This is a genomic window from Actinomyces bouchesdurhonensis (assembly GCF_963540955.1).
In the GTDB taxonomy this organism is placed as follows: Bacteria; Actinomycetota; Actinomycetes; order Actinomycetales; family Actinomycetaceae; genus Pauljensenia; species Pauljensenia bouchesdurhonensis.
In genome coordinates this window covers 1-18,433 of the sequence record NZ_CAUTSL010000026.1, presented here as the reverse complement: position 1 = coordinate 18,433, position 18,433 = coordinate 1, and the positions used below count along the sequence as shown (strand labels likewise).

The 18,433-nt window shown below is 62.5% G+C and carries 15 protein-coding genes; 7 read left to right on the top strand and 8 right to left on the bottom strand.

The window, feature by feature from the left end:
• Positions 1–16: 16 nt before the first annotated feature.
• Entirely contained in the window at positions 17–1,246 is a 1,230-nt protein-coding gene (gene sepH / locus RYL44_RS05970) for a septation protein SepH (protein WP_314975394.1), read from the bottom strand.
• A 165-nt stretch (positions 1,247–1,411) separates the two neighbouring features.
• Here sepH and RYL44_RS05965 point away from each other — a divergent pair, with 165 nt between their 5' ends.
• The 4 genes from RYL44_RS05965 to RYL44_RS05950 are packed head-to-tail and all read left to right on the top strand — an operon-like array spanning position 1,412 to position 3,415.
• On the top strand, positions 1,412–1,714 hold the full coding sequence (locus RYL44_RS05965; RefSeq protein WP_021611298.1) for a DUF4193 domain-containing protein: 303 nt from the start codon (positions 1,412–1,414) through the stop codon (positions 1,712–1,714).
• A 9-nt stretch (positions 1,715–1,723) separates the two neighbouring features.
• Positions 1,724–2,356: a DUF3710 domain-containing protein gene (locus tag RYL44_RS05960; RefSeq protein WP_073983416.1), complete on the top strand. Its 633-nt coding sequence runs from the start codon at positions 1,724–1,726 to the stop codon at positions 2,354–2,356.
• Between the two features lies 1 nt (position 2,357).
• On the top strand, positions 2,358–2,738 hold the full coding sequence (locus tag RYL44_RS05955; protein ID WP_073983415.1) for an OB-fold nucleic acid binding domain-containing protein: 381 nt from the start codon (positions 2,358–2,360) through the stop codon (positions 2,736–2,738).
• Positions 2,738–3,415, top strand: coding sequence for a DUF3159 domain-containing protein (locus RYL44_RS05950; RefSeq protein ID WP_276739456.1), 678 nt, complete (start codon positions 2,738–2,740; stop codon positions 3,413–3,415). Before RYL44_RS05955 ends, RYL44_RS05950 begins: the two co-directional genes overlap by 1 nt.
• Here RYL44_RS05950 and RYL44_RS05945 read toward each other — a convergent pair.
• The gene (locus tag RYL44_RS05945; RefSeq protein WP_073983413.1) at positions 3,355–4,053 is read right to left on the bottom strand and encodes a potassium channel family protein; all 699 of its coding nucleotides are present in this window, start codon (positions 4,051–4,053) and stop codon (positions 3,355–3,357) included. The genes RYL44_RS05950 and RYL44_RS05945 overlap by 61 nt on opposite strands.
• Positions 4,054–4,055: 2 nt before the next feature.
• Complete coding sequence (locus RYL44_RS05940) at positions 4,056–4,706, bottom strand: potassium channel family protein (protein ID WP_418911969.1); 651 nt, start codon at positions 4,704–4,706, stop codon at positions 4,056–4,058.
• A gap of 109 nt (positions 4,707–4,815) precedes the next feature.
• Here RYL44_RS05940 and RYL44_RS05935 point away from each other — a divergent pair, with 109 nt between their 5' ends.
• Together RYL44_RS05935 and RYL44_RS05930 are read left to right on the top strand one after the other, a co-directional pair.
• Positions 4,816–6,891, top strand: coding sequence for an APC family permease (locus tag RYL44_RS05935; RefSeq protein ID WP_234968750.1), 2,076 nt, complete (start codon positions 4,816–4,818; stop codon positions 6,889–6,891).
• Positions 6,888–8,237 carry a class I SAM-dependent RNA methyltransferase gene (locus RYL44_RS05930; RefSeq protein ID WP_276739453.1) on the top strand — a complete coding sequence of 450 codons (1,350 nt, stop codon included), beginning with the start codon at positions 6,888–6,890 and terminating at the stop codon, positions 8,235–8,237. Before RYL44_RS05935 ends, RYL44_RS05930 begins: the two co-directional genes overlap by 4 nt.
• On the opposite strand, the gene RYL44_RS05925 is transcribed toward RYL44_RS05930, so the two are convergent.
• Both RYL44_RS05925 and RYL44_RS05920 read right to left on the bottom strand, forming a co-directional pair.
• The gene (locus tag RYL44_RS05925; protein WP_314768989.1) at positions 8,234–10,039 is read right to left on the bottom strand and encodes a chloride channel protein; all 1,806 of its coding nucleotides are present in this window, start codon (positions 10,037–10,039) and stop codon (positions 8,234–8,236) included. The genes RYL44_RS05930 and RYL44_RS05925 overlap by 4 nt on opposite strands.
• A 32-nt stretch (positions 10,040–10,071) precedes the next feature.
• Positions 10,072–12,072, bottom strand: a complete 2,001-nt coding sequence (locus tag RYL44_RS05920) for a S9 family peptidase (protein ID WP_314975393.1) — start codon at positions 12,070–12,072, stop codon at positions 10,072–10,074.
• Between the two features lie 133 nt (positions 12,073–12,205).
• Between RYL44_RS05920 and dxs the strand changes: the two genes are divergently transcribed.
• Positions 12,206–14,107: a 1-deoxy-D-xylulose-5-phosphate synthase gene (gene dxs, locus RYL44_RS05915; RefSeq protein WP_314975392.1), complete on the top strand. Its 1,902-nt coding sequence runs from the start codon at positions 12,206–12,208 to the stop codon at positions 14,105–14,107.
• 93 nt (positions 14,108–14,200) lie between these two features.
• Here dxs and RYL44_RS05910 read toward each other — a convergent pair whose 3' ends face one another.
• From RYL44_RS05910 to glgX, 3 genes are all read right to left on the bottom strand, one after another.
• Positions 14,201–15,445, bottom strand: a complete 1,245-nt coding sequence (locus RYL44_RS05910; RefSeq protein ID WP_276739446.1) for an HRDC domain-containing protein — start codon at positions 15,443–15,445, stop codon at positions 14,201–14,203.
• Complete coding sequence (locus tag RYL44_RS05905; protein ID WP_073983406.1) at positions 15,446–16,000, bottom strand: DUF3000 family protein; 555 nt, start codon at positions 15,998–16,000, stop codon at positions 15,446–15,448.
• A gap of 113 nt (positions 16,001–16,113) precedes the next feature.
• Positions 16,114–18,225 (bottom strand): glycogen debranching protein GlgX, encoded by a 2,112-nt coding sequence (gene glgX, locus RYL44_RS05900; RefSeq protein ID WP_314975391.1) that lies wholly within the window; start codon positions 18,223–18,225, stop codon positions 16,114–16,116.
• Positions 18,226–18,433 lie beyond the last annotated feature (208 nt).

Below are 18,433 nucleotides of genomic sequence, written 5' to 3'. Positions count from 1 at the left end.
CGGGATGCCAGTGCCTTTAAGGCTTGGATCCGAAGAGGATCTCATCCCAGCTGGGCACCGAGCGTCGGCCTTTCTTTGAGGCTGCGTTGCGGGCAAGGCGGCTCGACGTCGGTCCCTGCGCGGGTACGGATCCCGTCACGGTGGCGGCAGTATCCGCTGTGGTGCCGGGGATGCCGTCGGGTGAAACCGCCTTCATAGGGATCGCAGGGGTCTGTTGTTCATCCACCCCACTCGAGTCCTCGGCGGTCTCGGGGGCCGTGGTCGTGTCGGAGAGCCACGGCAGTGCGTGGGACGAGGTCTGGGTTCCTTCATGCGCACCACGCTGGTTCAACGGAATGGCCCCCGTGAGCGGAGGATGGGCGGTGGAATGCTGCGAGGTCGTCGGGAGAAACGTGTCTTCCTGGGAGGATGCGGGTTCAATCTTCGTTCGTGCGGAGGCCAACGAATAGATGCGTGCGGAGATCGGCCCGGTGGAGGGTTCGGGTTCAGAGGAGTCGTCTTCAGCGGCGATGGCCGCCATGTATTCGGCTTCTTCGTCCACCTCCTCGCCCAGGTCAACCTCAATCGTTTGACGTTTTCCGCGCGCCGCATTGAGCTGATCGATGAGGGCCTCGCGGTTGCGTAGGTCTTCCTCGTCGGGGTCCGGCACGGGGGTGGGGCGTGCCAGCGAGGTGAAAATCGATGCGGTGGGGGAGGCTGAGACCTGCTCGGTCAGCCACTGTGCTTCCTGGTCGATGGCCTCGAGAGTGCCAGCATTCGACAGGTGCCAGTGTGCTGCGTGCTCGGATGCGCCCTGCACGAAGGTAACGATAATCTGCCAGGGGTCGCCGACCTCGCGCATGGCTGTCCATTCAAGGGAGGAGGGATCAACACCGCGAGCCGCGAGGCGGTCGAGGACCAGGTCCCCCATCGTGGGGCCTCCCTCACCGATACGCACCGCGCGGGCGCGTGCGAGAGCGTAGTCCTTTTCTGCCTGTATGGGAGCCTCGAAACGCTCCACCGCGTGCACGTCCATGTCGTGCTTGCTGGCGATTTCCTGAGGGGTTGCGCCCGCGCGCAGGAGCGCTTGAATATCGCGAGGGGCCAGCGTCGGGCGCGACGGCGCAACCTCAACGCGGGGACGGTCGCGGCGCGCCGCGCCACGGAGCTCGTCGGAGATCAGAACAGAGTAGCGTTCACCCTGGGCGTCAGTGAGCACCAGGGATTCGCCATCGGCGCTGGTCCCGAGCAATTCGAGCTCAATCATCGCTTCCTCCTCATACGTCACGGTGGAATCGTCTCAAATTATGCTGTCAATGTCGCGTAGCCGTGCGCGTGTCACATATACGATGGCACATTACTCCAACAAGTGTTATCCTCCCTGCGCATAGACACTCGTATTTCGACCGTACGAGGGTGAAAGGGGAGAACCATGGCAACCGATTACGATGCGCCTCGCAAGAATGAGGACGAGGTCTCGGAGGATTCGATTGAGGAGCTGAAGTCCCGTCGCAACGATGCCGGCTCTGCTGAGATCGAGGAAGACGAGAACGAGGCCGCCGAGAATTTTGAGCTTCCGGGCGCTGATCTGTCAAAGGAAGAACTCACTGTCCATGTCGTGCCCCGTCAGGACGACGAATTTACCTGCTCGCAGTGCTTCCTTGTCCACCACGCCTCGCAGCTCGACCACGTGGATGCCAACGGTAATCCCGTGTGCACCGAGTGTGCGATGTAAGGTAGAAGGATGTTCGGACGCAAGAAAAAGACACACGAGGACGACATCGACGAGGTCGAGGTCCTGCCTCGCTTGAGCGATGAAGATGCAGAGATCTGGGCTGAACCCGGACCCCGCAACTATGGGGATGTGGACACCTCCGAAGGCTACGTCGACATGGGTGCTATCTTGTTCCCGGCCCGTCCAGGCATGCAACTGCGCACCCAGGTTGCCGACGACGGAACCACGGTCCTGCAGATTCTCGTTGTGCTCGGTGACTCGGGTATCCAAATGAGCGTCGCCGCAGCTCCGCGTTCCGGTGGTGTGTGGGATGAGCTACGCGACGAGATTCGCGCGGGCTTCGAAAAGCAGGGGGCGAAGGTCGCGGACATTCGCACGCGCTACGGCAATGAACTGCTCGTCGACATGCCGATGACAATGCCCGATGGCCGCACGGCGACCTCGCGTATGCGCGTCCTGGGCCGTGAAGGCGACCGATGGTTTGCGCGTATCGACATTATCGGTCCGGCGGCGGCTGATGCCGAGTCAGGACTCGAGATCGAGAAGGTCATCGACCGCATCGTCGTTCGCCGTGACGAACACCCTCGGACTCGGCTCGAACTCCTGCCCGTCCACCTGCCCGCGGGTGTAAAGGAAGCCTGACATGGCCTCGTGGATCTCACGGATTGGGGCAGCACTTGGCCTCGATAAGGACGCTCGTTCTCTGGATGCTGCCCTCGACGAGGACTCGGCGCGTGCTGCGCGCGGTGTCACGCCCATCCGAGACGTGAGCGAACGCAGCCACGCACTTGTCTTCGGAACCCTCCTGGGGATGACCTACCCGCCCGAGGAAGGACCCCAGCGTGTCCTCGTCGCTACACTCTATGACGGCACCGACACCCTTGAACTGCGCTGGCCAGGCCGCTCATCGATCCCTGGTCTGAGCGTCGGCGCACACCTAGAGGTCGAGGGAACCGTCGGACGTTTCGGCGAGCGCCTCGTCATCATTAACCCGCTCTACCGCGTCATTGCGGGGGAGGGCTGATGTCGGCTCCGCGGTGGATGAGCCAGGCGACGTCGGAGGAGTTTTCCTGGTCCCAGGCCCTGGGCGGCACGCGAGGTGTCATCGAGGCGACCGCTCCAGGCCTCATCTTCGTCATCGTCTACGTTGCCACGCATGCGCTCACCCCCACGCTCGTCGCTGCCTCGTCCATCGCCCTCATCGCGTGCATCATTCGTCTCATTCAGCGTCAGAGTATCCGCCAGGCTCTCTCCGGCTTTTTTGGCGTTGGGGTCGGCGTCGTGTTTGCAGCAGCCACCGGGCGCGGCGAAAACTATTTTGTGTGGGGCATCATCACCAATGTTGCCATGTCCGCTGCCTTCGCGGTGTCTGTCCTGGTGCGCGCCGCCCTGGTTGGATTCTTTTACGCGGCGGCGACGGGCCTGCCCCAGGGGTGGCGCACAGACGCGTCCCTGCGTTCGCTGCGCCACAGCTGCGACCAGCTCACATGGTTGTGGGCCGGAATCTTCGGTCTGCGCGCCGCCGTCCAAGCGCCTCTGTGGGCTAGCGGCGCGGTCGCTGCGCTTGGCGTCGCTAAGCTCGCACTGGGCTTGCCGCTCTTTGCGCTCGGCGCATGGTTAACCTGGCGGGGTTTGCGCCCCTACTCTCCACTTTCTGATACGGGTTCTTCCGAGGACGGGGCGACAGACGCGCGCAGCTGATCCAATGACTTTGCATCCCCGTCCGGCACGAGCAGAAGGAGTTCATCCGAAGCCTCGAACACATCGTCCGCGCTGGGTGTGAGCGGGCGACCGTCTCGCAGCAGCGCGGCGAGTACGGAGCGCGGGGGCAGCTCAAGGGAGTGCACGCGCTTGCCCACCACCGGTGAATCATCAGGCAGAATGAGCGCGTGCATGGACACAGCTGCCGTGTTGAAGGAGAACAAACGCACGGGAATACCGACCGAAACGGCCTCCTCGACGAGTGCTGTCATGATACGCGGGGTCGACACGGACACGTCGACTCCCCACGCCTGATCGAAGAGCCACTCATTCTTCGGGTTATTGAGGCGCGCGACCACGCGGGGGACCGCAAACTCCGTTTTGGACAGCAAAGAGATAACGAGGTTCGCCTTATCATCGCCCGTTGCGGCGACCATGACATCTGCTTCCTCAACAGCGGCGTCGCGCAGAGCATCGGGTGAACAAGCATCCGCCAATACCCAGTCTGCGTCCGCGACAGAGGAAATGCGTAGTTTTTCGGGCATCTTATCGATGAGTGTGATCTCATGACCGTGAGCTAGCAGCTCCAATGCGACGCTTCGGCCCACCGATCCGGCCCCTGCGATGACGATTTTCATGCTTATGCCTCCAGCTCCGGAGGATTCGACAACTGCTCACGCAGCGGTGCCGTATCCGTCCCGTTGATCGCGAAGTAGAGTTGATCGTGCTCCTGGACGACAAAGTCGGGAGATGCCGTTCGAATCGATCCCAGGCGCGACGTGAAGATAATCCGACAGCCAGTGAGTTCCTCGACGAGCGCGAAACTTAGGCCGTACCAGCTCAGAGACGGTGTCGCATTGACGAGACTAACTGAGCCAGTCGGGTGAGACCAGATGAGTGACGCGTCGGGTGGAAGCATACGGCGCAGCACGGACTCCGCCGTGCGTTGCACGGAGGCCACCGTGGGAATTCCGAGACGCTCGTAGAGGTAGGCGCGCGCCGGGTCGTAAATCCGAGCCACGACGTGTTCGACGTGGAAAACCTCACGTGCGACGCGTGCCGCGATAATGTTCGAGTTATCACCCGAAGACACCGCTGCGAAGGCATAGGCGTCCTTAATGTTGGCCTGACGCAGGCAGTTACGATCCATTCCCACGCCCGTCACTCTGCGGCCCGAAAAATTGGGGGAGAGGCGCGAAAATGCCTTGGAATCGTGGTCAATAATGGCCACGGAATGACCCGCTGCGTCGAGCGTTGATGCCAGGCGGGCGCCGACGCGCCCGCAACCCATGATCACAAAGTGCACGACAACAAACTACTCCGCTCCGCGCCGAATAGCCACGCGTGCTCAATTCTTCGTTCCCGGTGGTGGGCGTTGTGGACTACGCTTATGCACTGTGATGAATTTGTTGGCCTATGCGAAGCGCGTGCTCATCGGACGCCCGATGCGATCGGACGCGATGGGCCACCAGCTTCTTCCCAAACGCATTGCACTCCCGATCTTCGCCTCAGACGCGTTGTCTTCGGTAGCTTACGCGCCCGATGAAGTCCTTTTGACGCTGGCGCTTGCAGGTTCGATGGCGGCCCTGCAGTCGGTGTGGGTGGGCGTCGTTGTCGCCCTGGTCCTTGCCGTAGTTGTCGCCTCCTACCGTCAGACAGTCCACGCCTACCCGTCGGGTGGTGGCGATTATGAGGTTGTGACCACGAACCTTGGTCGATACTGGGGTCTTCTCGTGGCCTCGGCTCTGCTGGTTGACTACATTTTGACGGTTGCTGTCTCAATTTCTTCCGGCGCTAACTACATCACGACGGCTGTTCCTGCATTGCTCGGTCACGAGGTCCCCATCGCGGTTGCCCTCGTCGTCATCTTGGCGACCCTCAACCTGCGTGGCACGCGCGAGGCCGGTAGCGCGTTCGCGGTTCCCACTTACGTTTATATGGGTTCCATCGGGCTGATGGTCGTCGTTGGCTTCGCGAAGCTGGCGATGGGCCAACTGGGACAGGCTCCGACGGCAGCCTATGATCTTGTCGCAGTCCCTGGGCATGTTGACGGCCTGGCCGGTCTGGCGGGCGCCTTCCTACTGATGCGTGCGTTCTCCTCGGGATGCGCGGCTCTGACGGGCGTGGAAGCCATCTCGAATGGCGTCCCGATGTTCCGCCGTCCCAAGTCGCGCAACGCTGCGACGACACTGGCAATGCTGGGTGCAATCGCGGCATCCATGATGATCTCAATCCTTGTGCTCGCCAGGCTGACTGGTGTCAAGATCGTGGAGGACCCTGCGACACAGTTGACCCTCAGCGGTGCTCCTGTCTCCGAGAAAACACCCGTTGACCCAGCGATTTCTCAGATCGCATCGGCTGTCTTCGGGCAGGGGTCCATCCTTTTCATCCTCATCACCGTGGTCACTGGATTCATCCTGGTCCTGGCCGGGAACACGGCGTTTAACGGCTTCCCGACCCTGGCGTCGGTCCTCTCGCGTGACGCTTTCTTACCCCACCAGATGGAGCGCCGCGGCGACCGCCTTTCGTATTCGAATGGCATCGTTGTTCTCACGGTCGCAGCGATTGCGCTGATCGTGGGTTTCCACGCACAGACCACGCGTCTGATCCAGCTCTACGTCGTCGGTGTCTTCATTTCCTTTACCCTTTCGCAGCTGGGCATGATTCGTCATTGGAACCGGCAGCTGCGCACTCGCCAGTCTGGTCAGGAACGCATGAGTGTGCTGCGCTCGCGCGCTGTCAATATCGTCGGCTTCATGATGACCGGTGCGGTCCTCCTCATCGTCCTGGCTACCAAGTTCATGCATGGTGCGTGGATCACGCTGGTGATGATCGCCGTCGCATACGGACTCCAAATCGCAATCCACCACCACTACGAGACTGTCCGTAATCAGCTGCGTGTTGACGACTGGCACGCGCGGCGCGCGCTGCCCACCCGTGTGCGTGCACTTGTCCTCGTGTCGTCACTGTCGCGCCCAGCGATGCGAGCGATCGCGGCCGCCCGTGCGTCCTCGCCGACCTCGATCGAGTTGGTTTCGGTCGTCGCCGACGATGAGGAAGAAAACAAGATTCTGCGCCAGTGGAGGGCCTCGGGTGTTCCGGTCCCGCTGACACTGCTCTCAGCGCCCTACCGCGACATCTCCTCGGTTATCCTGCAGTACGTGCGAGGGCGCCGCCGCGCCATGCCCACGGAGATGCTCGTCATCTACATGCCGCAGTTCCTGGTGGCTCACTCGTGGGAGAACTTGGTCCACAACCAGTCCGGTCTGCGCCTGCGTGCTGCGCTGCTGAGCGTGCCGGGTGTCGTTATCACGATCGTGCCCTGGCAGCTGGGCGAGGACGACGTCGTCGAAGGTCGTCAGCGTGTCAATGATCCGTTCCTGCGCGTAGGGGTCCCTTCCTTGACCGAGCCGTCTGCTCGCGCTGTAGAACCCGCTGATCGCCGGGGTCCCGCTGTCGCTGAGGAGACCTCATGAGTCCCCGTTCGCCTCGCCGCCGCCCGTCGCAACGCCGTCGTTCCGATTTCGCGCGTGTGCGTGCGGGCATCGGCGAGGTCCTCGAGTTGAGCGTCGGTGAACCCGCTCATGGAGGTGCGTGCGTCGCTCGCGATGCCAGTGGCCGCGTCGTGTTCGTGCGGCACACAGCCCCGGGCGAGGTCGTCCGCGCACGCGTCACCGCGGTCCAGAAGAATCTCGCGTGGGCCGATGCAGTGGAGATTGTTTCCGCTTCTGCTGATCGCGTCGAGTCTGTGTGGCCACAGGCTGGTCCTGGCGGCGTTGGCGGCGGTGAACTCGCGCACCTGAGGCCCGCCGCGCAACGCGAGTGGAAGCAGCGCGTCATCGCCGGGCAGCTGCGGCGTGTGGGAGGTGAGGCCCTCGCCGAGGCCGTTGCCTCTCTCGGGGGAGTACACGTCGCACCGGCGGTGGGAGATGAGGACCCGAGCGATCCTCTGACCGGTCGTCGCTCGCGCATTGACGTCGTCATCGATGAGGCCGGGCGCGCCGGAATGCATGAGTTCCGAGGTCGCCGCGTCATCGCTCTGGATGATATGCCGTTGGCTGTCCCCGCGATTCGCGAGCTGGGTTTGTTCGATGAGGAAACGCCTTGGCGACACCTATGGAAGCCGGGGGAGCGCGTGCGCGCGGTGGCGCCCTCCACGGGTGCGCCGATCATCGTGATAGGCCAGGATTCCTACGCAGCGGACGGAACGCGCATCGACGTAGATACTGTGCGCTGGGACGTGCCCGTCGCTGGAACACTCGAGTCTTACGACGTGCGCCCCTCCGGTTTCTGGCAGACGCACGTGCGAGGCGCCCAGGTGCTCGCGAACGCCGTCGTTGCTGGCGCGTTCGGCGCGGACGAGTCCGGGGTCGGTCGCGCTGTCATGGAGTTGTACTCGGGAGCTGGTCTTTTCTCTGTGCCGTTGGCGCGCGCTGTCGGCGAGACAGGCCGCGTCGTGACGCTCGAGGGCGAGGAGGGCGCCGTGCGTGACGCTGGTGAGAACCTCGCCGCCTTCCATTGGGTTGACGCCTTCGCAGGGAATGTAGACCGCGAAGGAGTCGTCGATCTGGCGGGTCAGCTGGGAGCTGTCCCGGACGTTGTTGTGGCCGACCCGCCGCGGGCAGGCGCGGGCGCCGAGGCCTGCCAGGCCATCGCGGCCACGGGCACTCCGCGCGTCGTCCTAGTTTCCTGTGACCCGGCCGCCGGCGCACGCGACCTGCGCGCCCTCACCGAAGCCGGTTATACGCTCGAATCTTCGCAGGCGTGGGACCTCTTCCCACACACCCACCACGTGGAAATGGTTTGCACACTCACCCGCTAGCGGTGCTTCCTGCGCTCCTGCATGCGTGAACCCCATGAGGTTTGTGTGCGGGCCTCAATCGCGCGGCGCTGGTCGCGGTACATGCGATCCACCAGCTCGCGCTCGGACACCCAGCCGACGACTCGTCGATCGACGTCAACGACCGGTAGAGCCTGCAGGCCTGTGCGCCGCAGCGCCCCAAGAACCTCGGATGGGAGAGCTGAGGCAGTGACGGCCTCGTCAATGAGAGGCAATTCCGACATGGGTGAGTCCAGTGAGCCGTCCTCCTGTGTCAGCTCCGCTAAGCGTAGCGAGGAAACGAGTCCCGTGAAGCGTCCTTCCTCATCCACAACGGGCAGTGCGGTCTCCTTCGTGCGGCGCAGCGCAGACAACGCGGAGGCGACGGACCGTGACGACACGAGGACCTCGGGGGCGGGGGTCATCCACTGTGATGCCGCGCGTGTGCCCAGGAGTGTACCTTCGACCGGGTCATCGAGCACGTCGCCTCGACGGCGAAGCTTCTCCGTGTAGATCGTCGCCCGGGTCAGGAAACGCGACGCCCCCGTCGCGATCACGACTGCGAGCATCATCGGTAAAATCAGTGAGAACTGGCCCGTCATCTCTACGATGATGAGCACCGCGGTCATCGGAGCGCGCGCCGCACCTGCGAAGGCCGCGCCCATGCCGACCACCGCAAAGACCCCGACAGGCGAGTTGGTCAGCGGCGACAGGAGCATACCGTAGGCGCCGCCCGCCATCGCGCCAATGAATAGTGTCGGTGCGAAGACGCCGCCCGAGCCGCCCATACCGATAGTGAAGGAGGTGTACAGGGCGCGTCCTATCATGAGCGCCAGCAGGAAACCAATCGAGTAGGAACCCGCGATCGCCTGCTCCTCCAGCGGATAGCCTGATCCGTACATGTAGGGGAACGCGACGAGGCCCGCGCCGAGGAACAAGCCCAAGATACCCGGGCGCGCCCACTCGGGCAGGCGCGTCCGCGCCCACACCCAGTCGATGAAGTCTTCTGAGGAATAGAGAATCTTCGAAAAAGCGAGGCCGCACAGTCCAGCGACCAGACCGAGGAGAGCCACCCACCACATGTCCGACATGGACGCAAAAGTTAGGTTGTCGGCCACCCGCACGACCATCTCATCACCCTGGAGGACACGTGCCACGATGGAGGAAGTGACGGCGGACAGTACGACGAAGCCGAAGGTCTCTGCCGTGAACTCGACAAGGATCACTTCCAGGGCGAATACTGCACCGGCGAGCGGCGCGTGGAAGGTTGCCGCGATACCCGCTGCCGACCCGCATGTGGCGAGCAGGACGACGCGAGAGACAGGCATGTGCATCCACGAGGCAATGGTTGAACCAAGCGAGGCGCCTACCTGAACGATCGGACCCTCGCGTCCTGCCGAACCGCCTGAACCGATGGTGAGGGCCGAGGCCAGAATCTTCACGACCGCGACACGCCCCGGAATGCGTCCACCCTTGCGTCGGACAGCGAGCATGACCTCGGGGATGCCGTGACCCTTCGCGGAAGGCGCAAAACGTTGGATGAGTGGGCCATAGATAAAGCCAGCGATGGCGGGGGACAGTAGGAGGAATAGCCACGGGGACCAGCCCCACAGGCCGTGTGCCTGTCCGATGTGCGTCGTGTACTCCTCGACACCGGTTGATACCCAGGTCCATGCTCGGATCGCTAGGTTAAAGAGGACAGCGGCAGCGCCAACCACCGCGCCGACGAGCGCGGCTGCCACGCCGAGCAACGAACGGTGTGCGGCAATCGTGTGGCCGACGCGAACGCGCGTCCCCGCGGCCATCTGATCGTGGTGCGGGGACTTCGTTAACGGTGTCACAGGTTAGCGATCTCAACGTGAATGGGATTATCGGTGTCGATACCCCAGACGGTCCGGTAGAAGGACAGCTCGGACAGCCACGCATCTTTGATGTTGCGCGCCGATCGGAAGCCGTGCCCCTCGCTCCCGTAGAGCTTCAAGGCCACGGCGTTTCCGTTCGAACGCAGCGCCTCGTACATCTCCTCGGCTTGCTCTGCGGGCACAACCGCGTCGTCGGTCCCATGCAGGAGCAACAGGGGGGCCGTTATGTCCGCCACGTGGTTGATTGGTGAGCGCTGAGTCCACACGGGGTCGGACATGTCACTGCTGCCCATCAGGATCGAGTCGTAATGCGACTCGAACTTGTGGGTTGTCGCCGCCAGCTTCGCCAGGTCCGCGATGCCAAAGAAGGAAGTCCCCGCAGTGAACACGTCGGAGGCTGCCAGCGCGTTGAGCACCGTGAAGCCCCCGGAGGAACGCCCACGGATCGCCACGCGCGCAGGGTCGACTCGACCCAGGTCGATGAGGTACTGGGCGCCGTCGATGCAGTCCTGGACATCCATGACACCCCAATGACCGTTCAGGCGTTCACGGTAGGCACGACCAAAGGAAGTCGAGCCGCGGAAGTTCACGTCGAGGACTGCGAAACCTCGGCTGGTCCAGTACTGGAAAGGCACCGACAAGCCGGGGCGCGTGGAGCTGGTTGGACCGCCGTGCACATTGACGATCAGCGGGGGAAGCTCACCCTCGGGGGCCGCGAAGTCGGGATTGACGGGCGCGTAGTAGAAGCCGTGCGCTTCCTCGCCGTCCGAGGTCTTCCACGACAGCATTTCGGCCGGGGACACTAGGGCGGTCGGTACCTCGGCCTCCGAAGAGGGCCGCAATACCGTCGTCTGACCGCGTGACACCTCGACAATCGCCGGCGTATGCGTTGAGGAATCTGCCAGGAATACGACGCGGCCATCAGCAGCGGCGACGTTACCGATCGGCCACCAGCCGGTCGCCCACTCCTCGGTCAGTCCATTATCGATTCGCACGGTGCCGATATGCCAGACCTGGTCTTCGGCCCACGAGCACACCAGGTAGTCGTTGTCGAAGTTATCGTAGGAGTGCAGTCCGAGGTGCCAGTGTGGGTGGGAGAAGGCGCGCTTACCCGGGTGCAGGGAGCGGGTACGCAGGCGCGACATCCACGCGTTCGGCTCCTCACCTTCCTTCCACGTGAAACCCTGGGTGCGGTACAGGTTTGCCCAACCGGAGGAATCATCGACGTGAATGAGATCCCCATCAAGGGTCCAGCGCGGCTCGTAGACGCATACGCCCGGGCGGTCAACCAGGACGACCTCCCGGTCGATCGTTCCCTCAAAGGTCAACGATGCGACGTGCAGCTGCGAGTAGGTCCACGGCATATTTGGATGGTTCCACGACAGCCACGCAAGTTTTGTGCCATCGGGGGAAACCGTCGGGGCTTGGGCGAAGTCTGTTCCGCCAAAAACGGGGATGATCGCATCATCATTGCGCGCTGCTGACCCGTCCAACGGGATTGCGACGATCGAGTTTACGGGTTCGCCATCGCCCGAGTGATCCTCAGCGACCGCGTAGACGAGGTCTCGCACGTCGGCGATCCAAAAGTCTCCGTAGCGGACCTTCGACAGAGTCGTCAAGGGGCGCGCGCCTCGGCGCGGCTCCGAGGTGTCAAAGGCGTAAACACGATCGTCCGTGCGGTCGGAGAACACGATAAGCCCGTGGTGAACCGCGTAGGCTTTGCCGCCGTACTCGTGGACTCGCGTGCCGACATCGGGCAGTCGGACACCGTCGATCAGTGGCAGGACCTCTCCCGTTTCACCGGTGGGGCGACGGCGCAGAAGTGTTCCGCGTCCTCCCTCCAGCGGATGCCCCTCCACCCAGTAGGTGTCCGGACCATCGACGCGGACCTGCGACAGGGTGACGGAACGAGCAGTGAAAGAATCGCCCGTGATCGGGGACTTCCAGATGCCGTGGGGCGCGACGGTGACGGACATAGTGCCTCCATAGATCGGTTGGCGTACCAATACCTGTATCTTAATGCGCGCGTAGGAGCACCGCCTGTATCGGGAGGTCAAGCGTTCCCAATTTGATCTGTAGGTGAGACGATGGGCATCTACACTAGGAGGCATGTCTGGAGCACCACACGCGCGTGATCTGCTGTCGCGCTGCGCCACCCCTCGGGAGCTACGTCGCCTCGAGCGCGGACAGCTCGATCGGCTCGCAGCGCAGATCCGTTCATTTTTGATCGAGAACGTCTCACGAACCGGAGGACACCTGGGTCCAAATCTGGGTGTCGTCGAGCTGACGATCGGACTGCACCGTGTGTTTCGCTCTCCACAGGACACGATCGTATTTGACACAGGCCATCAGACCTACGTGCACAAGCTTCTTACAGGGCGCCAGAACTTCTCGTCACTGCGTCAACCTGGAGGTCTATCGGGTTACCCCTCGCGCGCAGAATCCGAGCATGATGTTGTGGAATCATCCCACGCCTCGGCCTCACTCGCTTGGGTGGACGGTATTTCGCGCGAGAAGCACCGCCGGGGCGAACGAACATGGACGGTCGGCGTCATCGGCGACGGGGCGCTCACCGGGGGACTCGCCTGGGAGGCACTTAACAACATCGCGGCCTCTAAGCATCGTCGCATCGTCATCGTCGTCAACGACAACGGTCGCTCTTATGCTCCGACGATTGGTGGCCTTGCAGACCACCTGGACGCGCTGCGTACTTCCGCGGGTTATGAGAAGGCCCTCGCCTGGGGCAAACAGCACCTGCTCAGTCACGGCACCCCCGGACGCGCCGCCTACGATGCGCTCCACGGCCTCAAATCCGGGATTAAGGATGCGCTCATACCGCAGGTCATGTTCGAAGATCTTGGCCTGAAGTACATTGGTCCCGTCAACGGACACGACATTGGCGCCGTCGAGACGGCTCTGCGGCGAGCCCGCACCCTTGAAGAACCCGTCATCGTCCATATGATTACCGAAAAGGGTCGCGGCTATAAGCCCGCCGAAAAAGACATCGCGGATCGTTTCCATGCCGTCGGCCCGATTCACCCGGAGACGGGGCTTCCTGTTGCCCCCGAGCGTTTCGGATGGACAGGGGTCTTCGCTGACGAAATCTGCTTGCAGGCGGGCGCGCGCAACGACATCGTGGGAATCACCGCAGCGATGATGCTCCCTGTGGGCCTTGGGCCTATGCACGAGGCCTACCCGGGGCGTGTCATCGACGTGGGTATTGCGGAAGCCGAAGCCGTTGCGTCCGCAGCGGGCATGGCGTACGAGGGGGCTCATCCTGTTGTCGCCCTCTACGCGACCTTCCTCAATCGGGCCTTCGATCAGCTCCTGATGGACGTGGCCTTGCACAAGGCGGGTGTGACGCTCGTCCTCGACCGGGCTGGGGTTACCGGTGCCGACGGGGCCTCACACAACGGTGTCTGGGACATCGCCATGTGTTCCCTCATCCCGGGCCTGCGGCTGGCTGCCCCTCGAGATGAGGACACGCTTCGCACCGAGCTACGTGAAGCTCTTGACGTCGATACTGCGCCCACCGTCCTGCGTTACCGCAAAGGTTCCCTGCCAGAGCCAATGCCCGCGCTGCACACCGTCGGGGCAGTGGACGTCCTCCTTGATGAAGCCTGCGCGGATTCGTCCGTTAAGCTCCTGATCGTGGGGGCCGGCGCATGCGCCCCAGACGCCATCGAAGCCGGGAAGCGTCTGGCCGCGGATGGTATCAGCGTCACTGTTGTCGACCCGCGCTGGCTTCTGCCTATTTCGCGTGACCTGACGCAGATGGCATCCACCTACGATGCCGTGATCACCGTGGAAGACGGAATCGTTCACGGCGGCTTCGGATGGGCGCTGCGTGAGGCTTTAGTCGGCTCTGGCATTCCCGTGCGGTGCCTGGGAGTCCCACAGGTGTTTCCTGAACACGGCGATCGCGCCCAGATGATCGCAGGCTTCGGCTACGATGCGGACGGCATCGAGCGTTCTGCGCGAGACCTCGCTGACAAGGTTTCAACGCACTGACGCGCGAGCAAGCTCCCTGGGATATACACGTCGATGCCCCAGGGAATTCTTACCGCCAAGCGGGAGGGCAAGCAGGAAACTGGTTGGGAGTCCTCAGACGCCGAGCGCGTCGCAGATCGGGTCGAGGGTCAGATCAATCTGCCAGTCGCGCGCGCCGCGCGCAACCATCCGCTCCTCAACCTCGTCTCCCGACGGACGTGAAGGATCCAGGGGAGCCCACGCAAGGTAGCGCTGTACCTGTGGGGCAAGCACGACCTCCGGTGCCAAGCCCAATGATGACGCGACACTCGCAACCGCGGATCGGACCGTTCCCAAGCGCGCGGCCGAGGCCTCGTCGATGCGTGCCCACTGGCGAGGCTCAGGGATCGACCCAGGCTGCACAGGCTTACGCTTGGGCGGCAATTCATCCTCGGTCATCGTGGCCACAGAAGCGAGCGCGCGCATCCACTCGTCCTCGAACTGGCGGGCAATGGGGGAGCGGAACTCGTTGATGGACATGAGCGCGCGCCTATTGCGAGGCGGGTTCGAGGCTGCACGCACGAGTGCCGCGTTACGCACCAGGCGACCGGGGGACATGTCGATGCGGCGCGCGATCGACTCTCTGGTCTCCCACAGGGCCTTCAAGACTCCTAAGCCTCGCCGCGAGCGAATCTTGCCTGCGCCTGGCAGCGACCGCCACCGATCAGGCTTCGCAGTTGGGGGAGTTACCGTGAGCGCATACGAGAACTCTTGCTGCGCCCACTCCCAGCGCCCCATCTGATCGAGTCGCTTCGAAAGGCGATAGTACAGTTCCGTCAGCAGTTCAACATCCAGAGCCGCGTAGCGCAGCCACTCCTTAGGTAGGGGGCGCACCGACCAGTCCGACGCCTGGTGGTCCTTCACGAGGCCCAGGCCCAGCACCTGCTCAGCGACCGCCGCCAGGCCGAAACGCTCCAATCCCACCAGGCGCGCGGCGACCTCCGTGTCGAAGAGCGCCGGGGCTCGCAGGCCGACCTGCCGTAGATTCGGCAGGTCCTGGAGGGAATCATGCAGGAGCCACACGTCCTCCACGCCCGGCTGCAGCTCAGCAAGATTGGGTAGGGCATGTGTGTCAAAGAGGAAAGTTCCGACGTCTTCACGTCGGAGCTGCACCAGGTAGGGGTCAGCTCCGTAGCGGAATCCCTGCGCGCGCTCCACATCCAGCGCGATCGGAGTCGAACCTGAGGCGAGGACTCGCGCGGCTGCCTGAAGGTCCCGTCGGGTATTAACAACGGTGGGGATCCCCCCACGCGGCTGTGCAACAAGTTCCGGGTTATCCGTATCGCCCCGCGGCAAGCCGCCGCCGTTGTTGACCAGCACTCAGACTCCTTCAAGATGACGGATCGGAACAATGCCGGCTGTTCGGCGCATCACATCTGCCCATCCGGATAGATGCTCCCCGAGATACTCACTGTTGGGCGTCCACGAGGCGCGAACCTCGACAAACAGAGATGATCCTCGCAGCTCCAGGCCGCCGAAAGTCTCACTCATCTCGCGGGTAACCGTGCCCGTCAGGTCATGGAAGCCAGCACCTGCGCCGTCAAGGCAGTCAATCATCCACCCCCACACGCCCTCGGCGAGCATCGGATCGATCGCCATGTCCGCATCAACCTGAGTGCGCATCTGGCACACGATGCGAAAAACACCGTTCCAACCGATCTGCTCGACAGGATCGTGAAGGATGATCATGCGACCAGTCGATAGGGGTTGCCCCGCACTGTCCTCGTCAATCGTGCGCATTGCGAGCGCAGCCGTGAACGGCGCCAAACGACGAGGCGGGGGCACCTCTTCGAGGACGATATGCGGCAGGTGGTCGGCCTGTCGTAGGGACAGCAGAGCCCGGATAAACTCCTCGGGCACCGCGTTCTCATTCACGGTTAAATCGTACGAGTGTCATCTTTCTTTTTGCTTCAGACGCGCCGCTAAGGGCCATCTCGATAAGTAGTGGGTACGTGTTGCCCGTGACGCATCGAGATGGCCCTAGTGTTTTACAATCCGCGCGGATTACGCAGGATGTAAGCGGTGCGTGGCCCTACATGCACGGTGTCTCCGGAACGGTAGTCCTTACGGTCGTCATCTCCTCCCGTGTCAACGACCGTGTGCCACAGGTGTCCGTACTTGGCGTCCGGCAGTGTGAAATCAACTGCTTCCGGAGCCGCGTTAATCATGAGTAAGAAATCGTCGTCGAGAATCCGTTGTCCGTTCGCATCAGGTTCTCGAATCGCGTCCCCGTTATAGAAGACCATCGTGGAGCGCGCCCAAGGCTGATTCCACTCTTCCTCGGTCATGTGTGCGCCGCTGGGAGTGAACCACTCAATTTCGGCCAGGTCTGACTCGCCACCGCGCTTGGCTGGTCCCTCGAGAAAACGACGGCGGCGCATTACCGGGTGATCGCGGCGCAGGTGGATGAGGTGGCGCGTGAAACGCAGGAGCTTGTAGTCGTGTTCGTCCAGGTCCCAGTTGATCCAGGAAAGCTCATTGTCCTGACAGTAGACGTTATTGTTACCTCGCTGGGTGCGTCCGAGTTCGTCGCCATGGGCGATCATCGGCACGCCCTGGGAGAACATGAGCGTTGTCAGGAAGTTACGCTGCTGACGGTAGCGCAACTCGATAATTTCTTTGTCATCCGTGTCGCCCTCTGCCCCGCAGTTCCACGAGCGATTGTCGTTTGCGCCGTCCGCGCCTCCCTCTCCGTTCGCCTCGTTGTGCTTTTCGTTGTAGGAGACGAGATCACGAAGCGTGAACCCATCGTGGGCGATGACGAAGTTGATGGACGCCATCGGCTTGCGTCCCGTCGTCCCATACAGGTCGGAGGAGCCGGCCAGTCGCGAAGCGAAGTCGGGGAGCGAGGAGAACTCGCCGCGCCAAAAGTCGCGAACGGTGTCGCGGTACTTGCCGTTCCACTCTGACCACAAAGGAGGGAATCCACCCACCTGATAGCCATCGGAACCAACATCCCACGGCTCGGCGATCAGCTTTACCTGTGAGACAACCGGATCCTGGTGGATGAGGTCGAAGAACGCGGAGAGGCGGTCGACTTCAGCGAACTGGCGGGCCAGCGTGGAGGCCAGATCGAAGCGGAACCCGTCAACGTGCATCTCAGTGACCCAGTAGCGCAGGGAGTCCATGATGAGCTGGAGGACCTGCGGGGAACTCATCAGGAGGGAGTTACCTGTGCCTGTTGTGTCGAAGTAGTGCTGACGGTCGCCGTCCACGAGGCGGTAGTAGGAGGGGTTGTCGATGCCGCGGAAGGACAGGGTCGGACCCATGTGGTTACCCTCGGCCGTGTGGTTGTAGACCACGTCCAGGATGACCTCGATGTTTGCTGCGTGCAGTGCTTTGACCATCGCCTTGAACTCGGAGACTTGGGCGCCCGGTTCTTTCGACGCCGCGTAGGCGTTGTGTGGGGCGAAGTAGCCGATGGTGTTGTAACCCCAGTAGTTTGAAAGACCCTTTGCCTGCAGTGTCGTGTCGTTTGTGAACTGGTGGATCGGCATCAGCTCGACCGTGGTGACGCCGAGCTTGGTGAGGTGCTCGATGATGGCCGGGTGTGCCATGCCTGCGTAGGTTCCGCGCAGCTCTTTGGGGACGTCAGGATGCCGCATCGTCATGCCTTTGACGTGGGCCTCATAAATGATCGACTCTGAATAGTCGTGTCCTGGGCTGTGGTCGCCCTCCCAGTCGAAGAATGGGTTAACGACGATGGAGAGCATGGTCGCCTTACTGGAGTCACCTCCTTTGAGCTTGAGCGGGTCGTTGGCCTGGTAGGACAGGAGGTTGAGCGAATCGCTGAGTTGTCCTTCGATGGCCTTCGCGTAGGGATCGAGGAGCAGCTTGGATGAGTCGCAGCGTAGACCGTTGGCCGGATCCCAGGGGCCTTCGATGCGATAGCCGTAGCGCTGACCGGCGCGCACTTGCGGTACGTACACGTGCCAGACGTAGGCATCCACCTCGGTCATGGGGATGCGTATTTCATTGCGTTTCTCGTCGAGCAGGCACAGTGTCACAGACGTTGCGACCGATGAGTAGATCGCGAAGTTCGTGCCGGTTCCGTCAAAGGTGGCACCCAGTGGGTAAGCCTTACCAGGTCGAGTTTCCATACCGATAAGGGTGGCACGAATGCTGTGCGAGTGGCGACAATCCGCACAAAAATGAGCATGTGACTTGGATAACTATCGTTTGGTTTTGCATTTCTGCCCGTAGGTCTGTTAAGGTTTTACCCGTTGTGAAGAGCGGTAAACGTTCTGAGAACTGCGGATGTGGCTCAGTTGGTAGAGCATCACCTTGCCAAGGTGAGGGTCGCGGGTT